The sequence below is a fragment of the Streptomyces sp. MNU89 genome, from assembly GCF_020982505.1.
GTDB classification, from domain to species: domain Bacteria; phylum Actinomycetota; class Actinomycetes; order Streptomycetales; family Streptomycetaceae; genus Streptomyces; species Streptomyces xinghaiensis.
Genome location: NZ_JAJKLL010000001.1, coordinates 4122011 through 4136039 on the forward strand (window position 1 = coordinate 4122011; position 14029 = coordinate 4136039).

Below are 14029 nucleotides of genomic sequence, written 5' to 3' on the forward strand. Positions count from 1 at the left end.
CGGCTACTCCTGGCCGTTCTTCGCCGTGACGGCGCGGAGTTCGGCCGGGGTGGGCGCCTTGGCCGCCTCGCGCTGTGCGCGGGCGGCCATCTCCAGGTCGCCCTCCAGGTACTCGGTGACGGCCTTGACCGTGCCGTCCATCGTCTTCCCGGTCCGGGCCGCCATGAAGACGATCTGCGACTGGGTGTCGTTGACGAAGTTCACCACCGCGGCACCCACCGGTCCGGCGGGCGCGTCACCGCAGTACGGGCCGCTGATCGTGCCCGCCGACGCCGCCGCGCTCTGCACGCTCTTGCCGTAGGCCGAGATGTCCTCGCTCAGTTCGCCGGCCGCCGTGCGCACCTGCGACAGCACCGACTCCACCCCGCTGGGCGTGATGTCCCAGCCCGTCATGCCAACCAACCCCCGTCAGTCGTCCCTGTCCCTCTGCCGCCACCTGCCGTGTTCCCGCCACGCGGCCCGGTCGTGTCAACGGTGCCCGCTGCCGGGGGAGTTCACGGTCCGCACCCGCGCCCCTCCCCGCTGAGCCCGTACCGGCGTCCCGACGGCTCTGCCCCCATGGCCGTCATCCTCCCCCGTGCCTCCGGCAACCGGTGCCCCGGCGGCCGTACACCCGAGGCCGTACTCCCGTACTCCGTACCCCGGATCCCCGTGCCCCGGATGCCTGTACCCCGCACCTCCGCCCACCGGGCCCACCATCCGTACCAACCCTCCCCGGCGCCCGCAACGGACATCCGGCCCGAGCGAACGGATCGAGCCGGAAGCGGCGCGGCACCCGGGCAACCAGGGAGCGCAGTGGCTCTCCGCGCTCAGCCGGTCACCGTCCCGGGAGTACCACGCGCCCCGCGCCGCCCGCGGTTCCCTCGGCGGCGGTTCCCTCAGCGGGGCGCCAGGGCCTCCCAGCGCACCGTGACCTCGCCCTGCCGCCAGCGTCGCGGCCCGTCCGTGACCGGCCAGTCCGTGCTCAGCGAGCGGACGGCGTGGATCCAGCGCTGCCGCGCGCCCAGCGAGGCGTACGGGGCGGCGGCGGCCCAGGCGCGGTCGAAGTCGCGGAGGAAGGCGTGCACCGGTTCCCCCGGCACATTGCGGTGGATCAGGGCCTTCGGCAGCCGCTCCGCCAGATCGGACGGGGCGGAGAGCGAGCCGAGCCGGGTGGCGAAGGTCACGGTGCGCGGCCCTTCCGGTCCGAGCGCGACCCAGACGTGGCGCCGGCCGATCTCATCGCACGTGCCTTCGACCAGCAGCCCGTCCGGCACCGCCAGCCGCTCGCACAGCCGTTCCCAGACGGCCCGCACCTCGTCCTCCTCGTACTGGCGCAGCACATTCGCCGCCCGGATCAGCAGCGGGCGCGCCCCGCCGGGCAGCGGCACCTCGAAGCCGCCGTGCCGGAAGCTCAGCCCGTCCCGCTCGTACGGGCGTGCGGCCTCGACCCGGGCCGGGTCGATCTCGACGCCCACCACACGGCTGTCGGAGCGGACCCGCCGCAGGCGTGCCAGCAGTTCGACGGCGGTCCACGGGGCGGCCCCGTGGCCGAGGTCCACGGCGACGGGGGGTTCGGCGGCCCGCAGCAGCGCGGGGGCGTGGACGGCGGTGATCCAGCGGTCCATGCGCCGCAGCCGGTTGGGGTTGGTGGTCCCGCGGGTCGCCGTCCCGACGGGCCGGGAGCTAGGGGGGACGCGGCCTGCCATGCCCCGAGCCTATGTGGCCCCGGAGGCCCCGGATGCCCCGGAACGCCCCGGAACGCCCCGGCCGGGGCGGCACACCGTTCCCCGACCCCTTCCGCCGCCCGCGCGGAATGAAGCGTTTCCCCCACCGGTTGCACCTCGGAGGAGGGGCGGCCCAGGCCCCGGTCAAGGAGGTCTCGCGCGGTGAGCCATCACGTGCCCTGGCTGGGATCGGCCCTGCCCGAGCAGCGGAGCGCCCAGCACCCGAGGAACGACCGGCGCGGCCGCCCGCACCTGCGCTTCGGCGGCCTCGGCGGCACCCGGCGGCCGCGCCGGGTCGCCATGCTCAGCGTGCACACCTCCCCGCTGCACCAGCCCGGCACCGGCGACGCGGGCGGCATGAACGTCTACATCGTCGAGCTGGCCAAGCAGCTGGCCGCCATCGACATCGAGGTGGAGATCTTCACCCGCGCCACCACCGCCTCCCTCCCGCCCGCCGTCGAACTGGCGCCCGGCGTGCTCGTACGGCATGTGGACGCGGGCCCGTACGAGGGCCTGGCGAAGGAGGAGCTGCCCGCACAGCTGTGCGCATTCACCCACGGCGTGATGCAGGCGTGGGCCGAGCAGCGGCACGGCCACTACGACCTCGTGCACTCGCACTACTGGCTCTCCGGCCATGTCGGCTGGCTGGCCGCCGAGCGCTGGGGCGTACCGCTCGTGCACGCCATGCACACCATGGCGAAGGTCAAGAACGCCTCCCTGGCGGCCGGTGACACCCCCGAGCCCGCCGCCCGGGTCATCGGTGAGACGCAGATCGTGCACGCCGCCGACCGCCTCGTCGCCAACACCGCGGGTGAGGCCGGTGAGCTCGTCGAGCACTACGACGCCGACCCCGGCGAGGTCGAGATCGTCCACCCCGGTGTCGATCTCCGCCGCTTCCGCCCCGCCGACGGGCGCGCCGCCGCCCGCGCCCGCCTCGGCCTCCCGCAGGACGCGCTGATCCCTCTCTTCGCCGGCCGCATACAGCCGCTGAAGGCCCCCGACATCCTGCTGCGCGCCGTGGCCGTGCTGCTGGACGAGCGGCCGGAGCTGCGCGAGCGGATCACGGTTCCGGTGGTCGGCGGCCCCAGCGGCAGCGGTCTCGCCAAGCCGGAAGGGCTGCAGAAACTGGCGGCCAGGCTGGGCATCTGCGATGTCGTACGGTTCCACCCGCCGGTGGACCAGGACCGGCTGGCCGACTGGTACCGGGCGGCCTCCGTCCTGGTCATGCCCTCGTACAGCGAGTCGTTCGGGCTGGTCGCGGTGGAGGCGCAGGCGTGCGGCACGCCGGTCGTCGCGGCCTCGGTCGGCGGCCTGCCGGTGGCGGTGCGCGACGGGGAGAGCGGCTTCCTCGTCGGGGGACACGACCCGGCCGACTACGCCCGGGTGCTCCGCCGCTTCCTGGACGGGCCGGAGCTCACCGACCGGATGGGCGCCGCGGCGGCCCGCCACGCACAGTCGTTCGGCTGGGACGCCACCGCCGCGGCCACGGCCGATGTCTACGCGGCAGCCATGCACCGGATGCACCAGAGGCGTCGCCTACGATCACTGCATGGCCGACCTTGACCCGCATGCGATCGAGACCGTCGAACGAACACTGGACGAGGCGGGCCTCGCATGGGACAGCCCGTCCGACGGCCACTACGTCGTCACGCTCCCCGGTGTCCGGAAGCTCTCCACGACCTGCTCGCTGGTCGTCGGCAGGCACTCCCTGTCCGTGAACGCCTTCGTCGTCCGGCACCCGGACGAGAACGAGGCGGCCGTCCACCGCTGGCTGCTGGAGCGCAACACCAAGCTCTACGGCATGAGTTACGCCATCGACCGGCACGGGGACATCTACCTCGCCGGCAAGCTGCCGCTGGCCGCCGTCACCCCGGAGGAACTGGACCGGCTGCTCGGCACCGTGCTGGAGAACGCGGACGGCAGCTTCAACACCCTGCTGGAGATGGGCTTCTCCACCGCGATCCGCAAGGAGTACGAGTGGCGCGTCGCGCGCGGCGAGTCCACCCGGAACCTCGAAGCCTTCGCCCACCTGACCGCACCGACCGGGGGCGGGACGGGCGAAGCGCCCGGCGGCACGGCCGGCTGACGCACCGCGCGGTGCAGCAGGAACCCGCCGAGACGGCCGGAGGACCGCGGAGGGGAGCCCGTCCTCCGGAGCGTCCGTTCTCCGGGGCGGGGAGGACGCCGGGAGGGCGGAGGCCCGCAGCCACCGGAACGCCCGGATCAGCCCCGCCACACTCGCCGTCACGGCCTGCCGAATCCCGCCTCGGCCCCGCCGGCGGACCCCCGGCTGTCCGGGGTCCGAGACGGCCGGGGAACGGGGTTCGTGGCATCACAGGGGTCGATTAGGCTCGGAGCCATGGCCACCGCACCGTACAAGCTGATCCTGCTCCGCCACGGCGAGAGTGAATGGAACGCGAAGAACCTCTTCACCGGCTGGGTTGACGTCGACCTCACCGAGAAGGGCGAGAAGGAGGCGCAGCGCGGCGGCGAGCTGATGACTGCCGCCGGCCTGCTCCCCGACATCGTGCACACCTCCGTGCAGAAGCGCGCCATCCGCACCGCGCAGATCTCCCTGGAGGCCGCCGACCGCCTCTGGATCCCGGTCAAGCGCTCCTGGCGGCTCAACGAGCGCCACTACGGCGCCCTGCAGGGCAAGGACAAGGCCCAGGTCCGCGCGGAGTTCGGCGAGGAGCAGTTCATGCTCTGGCGCCGCTCCTACGACACCCCGCCGCCGGCCCTGGAGGACGGCGCCGAGTGGTCGCAGAGCGACGACCCGCGCTACGCGATGATCCCCAGCGAGATCCGCCCCCGCACCGAGTGCCTCAAGGACGTCGTCCTCCGCATGCTGCCGTACTGGTACGACGGCATCGTCCCGGACCTCCTGACCGGCCGCACGGTCCTCGTCGCCGCCCACGGCAACAGCCTGCGGGCCCTGGTCAAGCACCTCGACGGCATCTCGGACGCCGACATCGCCGGCCTCAACATCCCGACCGGCATCCCGCTCTCCTACGAACTGGACGCCGACTTCCGCCCCCTCAACCCGGGCGGCACCTACCTCGACCCGGACGCCGCGAAGGCGGCCATCGAGGCAGTCAAGAACCAGGGCAAGAAGTAGCAGCCGGACGCGTACAGGTCCCCTGCCCGTGGTTCCTTCGCGGGTAGGGGACCTGTCGCCGTGCTGGGGTCTTTTCCGGGCGTCGGATGTCCTCCTGGCTTCTCCACAGCACAGGTCGAAATACCGGCACCAAGGAGGAGACGGTGAACGCCGCGCTGCGCGAGGTGTGGAGATTCGGCGGCGTGCTCCGGCGCTCACTCGCCTGCGGGGGGCGGCGGAGAAGGGGTCTTCGACCTGGACCTCTTCGAGGACGGGAAACCATCGCCGCTGAATGCCTCGCGCCGGGTCCCGGAGCCAGACCGCCCGTTCCGTCCGGTGACCAGGCGCGGGCCCCGGCCGGTTCCTCCTTCGGCCGGGGCCACCCCGTGTCTTTCCGTGCCGGTGCCTTGCCCACGGCCCCGTGGTCGCCGGAGCCGGGGCCGTACGGGCCCGGCCCCTGAGACGGGCCCGTACGTCAGTGGGCCCGGCCGGGGCCCGCGCGTCGTGGCCGTTGCTCCGTGCGACCGCGCGCGACCCATCGCTGCGGTCGGCGGGCGGCCCCGGCGCGCGGGGGTCAGGGGTTTGCGGCCGGGCGTCCGTGGCGCTCAGCCGCAGCTGCCGCCGCACTGGCAGGAGCCGCCGCTCTGGCAGCCGCAGCTGCATCCGGAGCCGCAGCCGCAGGCCCCCAGCAGTGGCACCGGGATCTCGGTGACGCGTGGCTCGCGGACGGTCGGTGTCGGTGACGGTGTGGTCGGGAAATCGGCCATGAGTACCCTTCCTCGACTGTGCTGGACCTACCCCACAGCGGGTCCGCGGCGGACCCGCGGCGGTCCTGCCGACCACTGGACACCTGCCGCGGCGGGCGCAGCAACGGCGCGTGAGAGCACTCGCTCCGTCCGCGGCGAACGGGCGCCCCGCGCGGTGCGCTCGCGCCGTCCGCGTCCGCCCCCCACGCCCCCGTGGCTCCGCGGCCTCCGGCCTCTGGCCCTGCCACGTCCGACGTGACGGCTGAGGCCCGGGCAGGCCGGTGTTTCCACCGTTCCTGCCCGGGCCGCCGGCGCCGCCCTGCCGTCTCCCTCCGGCCCCGGGCCGCCCCCGCCGCTCACATCCGGCCGGGGCCTCCACCATCCGTCCCGGCCGGCTTGTTCACGTCCCGCCCGGCGACCCCGCGCTCACGCACCCTCGTCCGAGGACTCCGCCGCGAGCTCGTCCGCGTGCTCCCCGGTGACCAGGTAGACGACGCGCTTCGCGACCGACACCGCGTGGTCGGCGAACCGCTCGTAGTAGCGGCCGAGCAGGGTCACGTCGACGGCCGTCTCGATGCCGTGCTTCCAGCGGTCGTCCATCAGGTGCTGGAAGAGGCTGCGGTGGTAGAGGTCCATCGCGTCGTCGTCCTGCTCCAGCTGGAGCGCCAGGTCCACGTCCTTGGTGATGATGACCTCGGCGGCCTTGGCCATCAGCCGCTGCGCCAGCTGCCCCATCTCCAGAATGGTGGAGTGCAGGTCCCGCGGCACGGCGGTGTCCGGGAACCGCAGCCGGGCCAGCTTGGCCACGTGCTGCGCCAGGTCGCCGGAGCGCTCCAGGTCCGCGCTCATCCGCAGACTGGTGACGACGATCCGCAGATCGGTGGCGACCGGCTGCTGGCGCGCGAGCAGGGTGATCGCCTTCGCCTCCAGCTCGTGCTGGAGGGTGTCGACCTTCTCGTCCCCGGCGATCACGTTCTCAGCGAGCTTGAGGTCGGCGTCGAGGATGGCCGTCGTGGCCCGGCCGATCGCGGAGCCGACGAGCCGGGCCATCTCCACCAGGTCGTCACCGATCGAGTCCAGTTCCTCGTGGTATGCGTCCCGCATCGCGCTTTCCTTCCATCGAAATCCTGCGAATCCTGCAAATGCTGCGATTCCTGTGTCAATCCCGCGTCGGGCCGCCGCCGGTCCGGTTCCGGCCGGTGGCCGGAACGCTGCCGGCGAAGGCTGCCGGCCCCCACGGTGCCACGCTGGTGGGCCTCGGCGTCGGCTTCCGGCATCCCGGGTGAACCGGTGTGGACGCCGGAGTGAACTCTCGGCAACGGATCGTTCCCGTGCCGGCCCCGGAGCGCCGGCCGCGGAGCAGCGTACGGAAGCGACTACGGCGCGTACGGATTTCCGTGCGCCTCCTGGCTCACTTCCCGCGCCGCAGACGGGTCCGCGGGAATGAACCAGCGCCGACCTGCCGGTGAACTCTCGGCAACCAGTGTCCGAGACGGTCCCCGGACGGCTGTGGAGGTGTCTCCGCACCCGCTTAATCTGGACTCATGGACGTGAACGCGGCGGTGGCCGCCACGGCAGCGATCGCCGGGGTCTGTACCGGTGTCATCGCCATGCTCGCGTTCCGCTGGAGCGAGCGGGAGCAGGCCAAACCCACCCGCAGCTCCCTCCACACCGAGGCCGTGCTGCCACCGGGCGTGGACACCGTCCTGTCGGTGCTCCGCTCCTCGGCCGTCGTGCTCGACGAGGCCGACAGCGTGGTCAAGGCCAGCTCCGCGGCCTACGCCCTCGGGCTCGTCCGGGGAGGGAAGCTCGCCGTGGAACCCATGCTGAAGATGGCCCGGGACACCCGCCGGGACGGTGAGATACGCCAGGTCGAGCTGGATCTGCCGCGCCGCGGCACCGGCCGCGGCGAGGCCCTCGCCGTCTCCGCCAGAGTGGCCCCCCTCGGCTCCCGGCTGGTGCTGCTGCTCGTGGAGGACCTCACCGAGGCGCGCCGGATAGAGGCCGTCCGCCGCGACTTCGTGGCCAACGTCAGCCATGAGCTCAAGACCCCGGTCGGGGCCCTCTCCCTGCTGTCGGAGGCCGTCATGGACGCCTCCGACGACCCGGAGGCGGTCGTCCGCTTCGCCGGGCGGATGCAGAAGGAGGCCACCCGCCTCACCAACCTCGTCCAGGAGCTGATCGACCTCTCCCGGGTGCAGAACGACAACCCGCTGGAGGACGCCGAGCCGGTACGGGTGGACGAGCTGGTCGCCGAGGCCATCGACCGCTGCCGCCACCAGGCCGGCGCCAAGCAGATCACCATCGCCTCCGGCGGCACCGCGCACCTGGCCATCTGGGGCAACCGCGGCCAGCTCGCCGCGGCCCTCGGCAACCTCGTGGAGAACGCCGTCAACTACAGCCCCGCCCAGACCCGGGTCGGCGTCGCCGCCCGGCGCATCGCCGGAACCGGCGGGGACATGATCGAGATAGCCGTCACCGACCAGGGCATCGGCATCTCCGAGAGGGATCGGGAACGCATTTTCGAGCGCTTCTACCGCGTCGATCCCGCACGTTCGCGCGCCACCGGTGGTACGGGCCTCGGCCTCGCCATCGTCAAGCACGTCGCCGCCTCCCACGGCGGGGAGGTGACCGTGTGGAGCGCCGAGGGACAGGGCTCCACCTTCACCCTCCGGCTCCCCGAGGCCGGGCACGGCAGGGACCGGAGCGCGGCCGGGCACGACGACCACGGACCCGGCACGCACAGCCCCGGCGGGAGCGGACCCGACGCGCACGACGACCTCCACGCCCCGGACCGGCCCTTCACCGAGCCGGACGACGACCTCGACGAGGACGACGCCTCCTTCCAGCCCTTCACCCGGGCCTCGCTCTCCGCCCCGGAGACGCTCCCGTGACCCCGGCCGTCCTTCCCCGCCCGGCACCGCAGCCCACACCGACCCCTGACACCACCGACACCGACACCGACACCACAGCTGCTCCCGGGACCGTGTGCACCGGGGCCGCGCCAACCCCCCGTACCCCCGTACGACGCGGGGGTGCCGACCGAAACCGGAGTGGCGCCGAGCAGCGCCGCTCGCAGAACAGACCGGAGGTCCCTTCGTGACCCGAGTGCTCGTTGTCGAGGACGAGGAATCGTTCAGCGACGCGTTGTCCTACATGCTCCGCAAAGAGGGCTTCGAGGTCGCCGTCGCGGCCACCGGGCCCGACGGGTTGGACGAGTTCGAGCGCAACGGCGCCGACCTGGTGCTGCTCGACCTGATGCTCCCCGGGCTCCCCGGCACCGAGGTCTGCCGCCAGCTGCGCGGCCGTTCCAACGTCCCGGTCATCATGGTGACCGCCAAGGACAGCGAGATCGACAAGGTCGTCGGTCTGGAGATAGGAGCCGACGACTACGTCACGAAGCCCTTCTCCTCCCGCGAACTGGTCGCCCGCATCCGGGCCGTGCTGCGCCGCCGTGGCGAGCCGGAGGAGGTCGTACCGGCGGCCCTGGAGGCCGGGCCGGTACGGATGGACGTCGACCGGCACGTGGTCACGGTCTCCGGTGCCAAGGTCGACCTCCCCCTCAAGGAGTTCGACCTGCTGGAGATGCTGCTGCGGAACGCCGGCCGCGTCCTCACCCGCATGCAGCTGATCGACCGCGTCTGGGGCGCGGACTACGTGGGGGACACCAAGACCCTCGACGTCCACGTCAAGCGGCTGCGCGCCAAGATCGAGCCGGACCCGGGGGCCCCGCGCTATCTGGTGACCGTGAGAGGCCTCGGCTACAAGTTCGAGCCGTAGGCCGGCCGAACGGACAGACGGCCACGGCAGCAGCACCGGAGAACCGTCCGGGAGAAGCGCGCGGCACCACGCACCAGCACAACCGCCGCGGGGCCCCGCCACCGATCAGTCTTCGGATGGCGGGGCCCCGCGGCGGTGCTGTGCGCGGCGATGCCCGGGCGTGTGCGGTTCCCGCATGACTGCCGTACGGAGGCCGTACAGAGGCTGTACGGGGGCCCGCAGGGACGGCCGGACGGCCTGCCGGAAATCCGGCCGGACGGGATCAGTCGCCCGGGGTGCCCTCCGGCTCCTCGTCGCCGTTGGCCACGTCCTCCTGGGCGCCCGCCCCGGCCTCCTCGTCGCCGGCTGGGGACTCCGGGGCGGTCTCGGAGCCGGACGGGCTCTCCGTGCCCTCCGGCGTCTCGCCCGGCGAGGCCGTGGGCGACTGCGTCGGCTGCGAGCTGGGGCCGAAGCGCTCGTAGTAGCCGTCAGCGGGCATGACCAGGGCGCCGACTTCCACCTCGCCGGTGCCGCTGAGGGTGAAGACGACGGGGGTGACGCCGCCCTCCTCGACCTCGGGGCTGTCCAGCGTCGCGGCGGCGTTGCCCTTGCCGCCGAGGATCACCGAGCCGTTGGCCGGGATGGTCACCGGGCCGGAGCCCTTGGCGGGGGACAGCTCGGCCTTGACGCCCTGCGGGGAGACCGTCACGGACTCCAGGGTCTGGGCCGTGCCGCCGGTGTTGAAGATCTTGGCCGAGACGACGGCAGGGCCCTCGGAGCCCTCCGCCTGCGTGATCACATTGACGTTCTGGATCTTGATCTTGCCGACGGACGTGCCGGCGTTGTCGGGCCTGACTTGGTTCGTGTCGGCCTCGTTGCCCGCCCCGCACGCGGAGACGGTGAAGAGCGAGAACGCGACGGCGGTGGCGGCGAGGATGCCGCGTCGAAGGCTGCGGCTCACGGCGGCGGCTTCTCCTAGGACGAGCTACGGCGGCCGAACGGCTTCGCCCGGACGCGGATGGACGGCGGGGGCGGCCGAGGGCCGCCCGGGGTGTGTCAGCGGGGTCAGGTTACCGATCCGCCCCTTCGCTTCCGCACCCGACCCGCTCCCGCGGCCGCTCGGCACGGAACCCGGGGTCACCTGCGGTGCTGCGGAATAGCGTTCCGGCGTCCGTCGCCGGTGTTATCGGCGGGGAATGCGCGGCGGTCCGGAATTCCGGCCGGCCCCGGTGCGCCGCGACCGCCCGGCGCGCTTCGTTGATCAAATTCCGGAACCGGCCGGGAGCAGGCGCCCAGAGCTGAACGGAGTAGCGGAAATCCTCCGCCAGGATTCCGACATTTCGGGACGTTGTGCCGAGTCTGAAGAAGTTCGGGGGCGTGCGGCCGGTGGGTTTCGCGCCGCCCGAAGAGCCGCCCCGACCTGCGAATACCCGCTTATCCGGCCCCTCCGCAGCACGTCCCGGCCGGTGTTGTCAAGCCCCGAGATGCGCCCTGACCTGCGAAAACGCCATTCAGAACACCTCGTTCCCGTGTTACTCTGGATAGCCACGGAAGGGGTACCTGTCACATGACGTTCAAGGTTGGCGACACCGTGGTCTATCCCCATCACGGGGCCGCGCTGATCGAGGCCATCGAAACTCGCCAGATCAAAGGCGTGGACAAGACCTACTTGGTGCTGAAGGTCGCCCAGGGCGATCTGACGGTTCGCGTTCCGGCGGACAACGCGGAGTTCGTCGGTGTACGCGACGTGGTCGGCCAGGACGGGCTGGACCGGGTCTTCGAGGTGCTGCGCGCACCCTACGCGGAAGAACCGACCAACTGGTCCCGACGCTACAAGGCAAATCTCGAGAAGCTCGCGTCCGGCGATGTGATCAAGGTCGCCGAGGTCGTTCGCGACCTCTGGCGCCGTGAGCGTGAGCGTGGACTCTCCGCCGGTGAGAAGAGGATGCTCGCCAAGGCCCGCCAGATCCTGGTGAGCGAGCTCGCTCTCGCGGAGAACACGAACGAGGACAAGGCCGAGGCTCTGCTCGACGAGGTCCTCGCGTCCTGAGGAAAACGGGGCCGCCCCCGCCGGTACGGAGGCGCATCAGCCGGTGATGCGCGTCCCTCCGGCAATGGCGGAACAGCAACAATGCCGTGGTGCCCGAGTGACGTCCGTCCGTCGCCGGGCGCTGCGGCATGCCCGCCCCCGGGGGTTCGTGTGGGGGGCTCGGGTGGTCGGCACCGCGCACGCACGGGCCGATGGCCCGCGGAAAGCGCCCGAAGGCCCCACAGCACGCAGCCCGAACAGCCCGAAAAGAAATCCCCGCCGCGTCGCCGGCCCGATCGCCCGGTGCTGTCGTGCCCCGGACCGCTCAAGGCGTGCCGGGCCCGGGCAGTTTCCTCGATCGGTTGTCACGGAAGGGACCGATCGAGGCATCGAGCCTGGCACGCTGTGGCCATACCCATGTCGGCCGAGGAAGCAAACCTGAACGCTAATCCGATGTCCTCTTCAACGACTCCTCCCAGCAGCCCATTCCAGCCGGGCCCCGGCCCGCACCCGGAAACCGGGCCCCGCCGCCCCGCCCCGCACCGCCGCGGTCATCCCCGCGGCCGCCGCGGCGTACGCCTCGGGCCGGGCGCCCCCAAGGCGCTGCGCACCCTCAACGGCACCCCGATGCTCGTCCACGCCGTCCGCGCCATGGCCCGCTCGCGTGCCGTCTCGCTGGTCGTGGTGGTGGCACCGCCCGACGGCGCCGCCGAGGTCCGCACCCTCCTCGACGACCACGCGCTGCCGAGCACCACCGAGGTCGCGGTCGTCCCCGGCGGCTCGACCCGCCAGGAATCCGTGAGCCTCGGCCTCGCCGCGCTGCCCGCCGACATCACCGACGTCCTCGTCCACGACGCGGCGCGCCCGCTCGTGCCCGTGGAGACCGTCGACGCCGTCGCGGCCGCCGTACGGGGCGGTGCCCCTGCCGTCGTACCGGCGCTGCCGCTGGCCGACACCGTCAAGGAGGTCGATCCCCGCACCGACGGGGGCCCGGAGACCGTGCTCGGCACGCCCGAGCGCGCCCGGCTGCGTGCCGTGCAGACCCCGCAGGGCTTCGACCGCGAGACGCTCGCCCGCGCCCACGAGAAGACCGTGGCCGAGGGGGAGGGCGCGACGGACGACGCCGGGCTGGTCGAACGGCTCGGGCTGCCGGTCGTGGTCGTACCGGGCCACGAGGAGGCGTTCAAGGTGACCCGCCCGCTGGACCTCGTCCTCGCCGAGGCCGTACTCGCCCGCAGGAGGGCCACCGATGGCTTCTGAACCCGTCGTTTCCGGTCCCGGGGCCGCCGGCCCCGTGGTCCCGGGAACCCCCGGCTTCCGGATGCCGCTCGTCGGTGTGGGCACCGATGTGCACGCCTTCGAGGCCGGCCGCGAGCTGTGGTGCGCCGGCCTGCTCTGGGAGGACGCCGGAGACGGCCTCGCCGGGCACTCCGACGGTGACGTCGCCGCCCACGCTGCCTGCGACGCCCTCTTCTCCGCGGCAGGGCTCGGCGATCTGGGCGCCCACTTCGGCACCGGCCGGCCCGAGTGGTCCGGTGCCTCCGGTCTGACGCTGCTGGGCGAGGCGGCCCGGATCGTCCGGGAGGCCGGCTTCGGCATCGGCAATGTGGCGATCCAGGTCATCGGCGTACGGCCGAAGATCGGCAAGCGGCGCGAGGAGGCCCGGAAGGTGCTCTCCGCGGCGGTCGGCGCGCCGGTCTCCGTCTCCGGTACGACGACGGACGGCCTCGGGCTGACGGGCCGCGCCGAAGGGCTCGCCGCCGTGGCGACGGCCCTGGTGTTCCCGGATCCGGAAGCGGACGCGGACACGGAAGCGGGCTGAGACGGGACGCGGCCGGGCTGTCGACCGCCCGGCCGCCTCCCGCCCCCGTCCCCGTCCCCGTCTGTCTTTCCGTTCCCGCGGGGCCGCCTGGACCGCGTCGGCACGGCCCGCCGCACCGGAGTGCGCCGCCGGACGGATGCCTCTCGTGGGCCGTCATGTGTCCCGGAGACGCGCGCGGGAAGGGATCAGCGGGAAAGGGATCAACGGCAGCGGCGGCCCCGCCGCCCATGCCTGTGCACCTGTGCAACCGCGAGGCCGTGGACCGGCAAGCCCGTACGCGTCCCGTACGGTCTCCGCGGCCACGGGCGCACACCCGTACATCCGTACATCCGTACGCCCCGAGGGAAGGACATCCGGTGCCGACCGCACTCTCCGATGAACTCAAGAAGGTCCTCGACGCCCCCGTCTTCGCGTCCGTGGCCACGATCCAGCCCGACGGCAGCCCGCAGGTCTCCGTGGTCTGGGTGAAGCGTGACGGCGACGACGTGCTGATCTCGACAACCGTCGGCCGCCGTAAGGAGAAGAACCTCCGCCGCGATCCGCGGATCAGCGTGGTCGTCACCGACCCCGAGGACCCGTACCGCTACGGCGAGATCCGCGGCGAGGCGTCCGTCACGGAGGAGGGCGGCCAGGAACTGATCGACGAACTGGCGCTCAAGTACACCGGCAAGGCGTACGCCGAGTTCAACCCCCGGTCCGGCGAGGACGCCCCCCGGGTCGTCGTCCGCGTCACACCCCGCAAGGTCGTCGGCCGGCTCTGAGCCGCCCGGCGGACGCCGTCCGGTGTGGGCGTATCGCGCCGGCCGTGCGCGCCTCGCGCCCGCACCGCGCGCCGGGACCCGCGGCGGGCCGCGGAACCGTCCCGCGGCC

Annotated in this window: 13 protein-coding genes and 1 pseudogene; 9 read left to right on the forward strand and 5 right to left on the reverse strand. The window is 72.9% G+C overall.

The features are described from left to right. Positions 1–3: 3 nt before the first annotated feature. The gene (locus tag E4N63_RS17785) at positions 4–393 is read right to left on the reverse strand and encodes a DUF6507 family protein (protein WP_125626536.1); all 390 of its coding nucleotides are present in this window, start codon (positions 391–393) and stop codon (positions 4–6) included. 485 nt (positions 394–878) lie between these two features. Then, positions 879–1688 (reverse strand): class I SAM-dependent methyltransferase, encoded by an 810-nt coding sequence (locus E4N63_RS17790; RefSeq protein WP_230241141.1) that lies wholly within the window; start codon positions 1686–1688, stop codon positions 879–881. A gap of 318 nt (positions 1689–2006) precedes the next feature. Between E4N63_RS17790 and mshA the strand changes: the two genes are divergently transcribed. From mshA to E4N63_RS17805, 3 genes are all read left to right on the forward strand, one after another. Next, complete coding sequence (mshA, locus tag E4N63_RS17795; protein WP_125626538.1) at positions 2007–3269, forward strand: D-inositol-3-phosphate glycosyltransferase; 1263 nt, start codon at positions 2007–2009, stop codon at positions 3267–3269. Continuing rightward, positions 3256–3792 (forward strand): YbjN domain-containing protein, encoded by a 537-nt coding sequence (locus E4N63_RS17800; protein ID WP_125626534.1) that lies wholly within the window; start codon positions 3256–3258, stop codon positions 3790–3792. Before mshA ends, E4N63_RS17800 begins: the two co-directional genes overlap by 14 nt. A gap of 273 nt (positions 3793–4065) precedes the next feature. Next, the gene (locus E4N63_RS17805; protein ID WP_125626533.1) at positions 4066–4824 is read left to right on the forward strand and encodes a phosphoglyceromutase; all 759 of its coding nucleotides are present in this window, start codon (positions 4066–4068) and stop codon (positions 4822–4824) included. Between the two features lie 584 nt (positions 4825–5408). Here E4N63_RS17805 and E4N63_RS17810 read toward each other — a convergent pair. After that, positions 5409–5570 carry a hypothetical protein gene (locus tag E4N63_RS17810; protein ID WP_185831369.1) on the reverse strand — a complete coding sequence of 54 codons (162 nt, stop codon included), beginning with the start codon at positions 5568–5570 and terminating at the stop codon, positions 5409–5411. Positions 5571–5975: 405 nt separating this feature from the next. Beyond that, positions 5976–6653 carry a phosphate signaling complex protein PhoU gene (gene phoU, locus E4N63_RS17815; protein ID WP_019711284.1) on the reverse strand — a complete coding sequence of 226 codons (678 nt, stop codon included), beginning with the start codon at positions 6651–6653 and terminating at the stop codon, positions 5976–5978. Between the two features lie 440 nt (positions 6654–7093). Between phoU and E4N63_RS17820 the strand changes: the two genes are divergently transcribed. Together E4N63_RS17820 and E4N63_RS17825 are read left to right on the forward strand one after the other, a co-directional pair. Continuing rightward, complete coding sequence (locus E4N63_RS17820) at positions 7094–8443, forward strand: cell wall metabolism sensor histidine kinase WalK (RefSeq protein WP_125626823.1); 1350 nt, start codon at positions 7094–7096, stop codon at positions 8441–8443. A 205-nt stretch (positions 8444–8648) separates the two neighbouring features. Continuing rightward, positions 8649–9329: a response regulator transcription factor gene (locus E4N63_RS17825; RefSeq protein ID WP_030546079.1), complete on the forward strand. Its 681-nt coding sequence runs from the start codon at positions 8649–8651 to the stop codon at positions 9327–9329. 262 nt (positions 9330–9591) lie between these two features. On the opposite strand, the gene E4N63_RS17830 is transcribed toward E4N63_RS17825, so the two are convergent. Then, on the reverse strand, positions 9592–10269 hold the full coding sequence (locus tag E4N63_RS17830; protein WP_230241142.1) for a DUF461 domain-containing protein: 678 nt from the start codon (positions 10267–10269) through the stop codon (positions 9592–9594). 606 nt (positions 10270–10875) lie between these two features. Between E4N63_RS17830 and E4N63_RS17835 the strand changes: the two genes are divergently transcribed. The 4 genes and pseudogenes from E4N63_RS17835 to E4N63_RS17850 all read left to right on the forward strand — a co-directional run bounded on the left by E4N63_RS17835 (position 10876) and on the right by E4N63_RS17850 (position 13920). Then, on the forward strand, positions 10876–11358 hold the full coding sequence (locus E4N63_RS17835) for a CarD family transcriptional regulator (RefSeq protein ID WP_003953493.1): 483 nt from the start codon (positions 10876–10878) through the stop codon (positions 11356–11358). A gap of 532 nt (positions 11359–11890) precedes the next feature. Beyond that, a pseudogene (gene ispD, locus E4N63_RS17840) lies at positions 11891–12597 on the forward strand (2-C-methyl-D-erythritol 4-phosphate cytidylyltransferase). 61 nt (positions 12598–12658) lie between these two features. Further along, the gene (gene ispF, locus E4N63_RS17845; RefSeq protein WP_125626813.1) at positions 12659–13159 is read left to right on the forward strand and encodes a 2-C-methyl-D-erythritol 2,4-cyclodiphosphate synthase; all 501 of its coding nucleotides are present in this window, start codon (positions 12659–12661) and stop codon (positions 13157–13159) included. 356 nt (positions 13160–13515) lie between these two features. Then, positions 13516–13920 carry a PPOX class F420-dependent oxidoreductase gene (locus E4N63_RS17850; protein ID WP_125626810.1) on the forward strand — a complete coding sequence of 135 codons (405 nt, stop codon included), beginning with the start codon at positions 13516–13518 and terminating at the stop codon, positions 13918–13920. Positions 13921–14029: the final 109 nt, after the last annotated feature.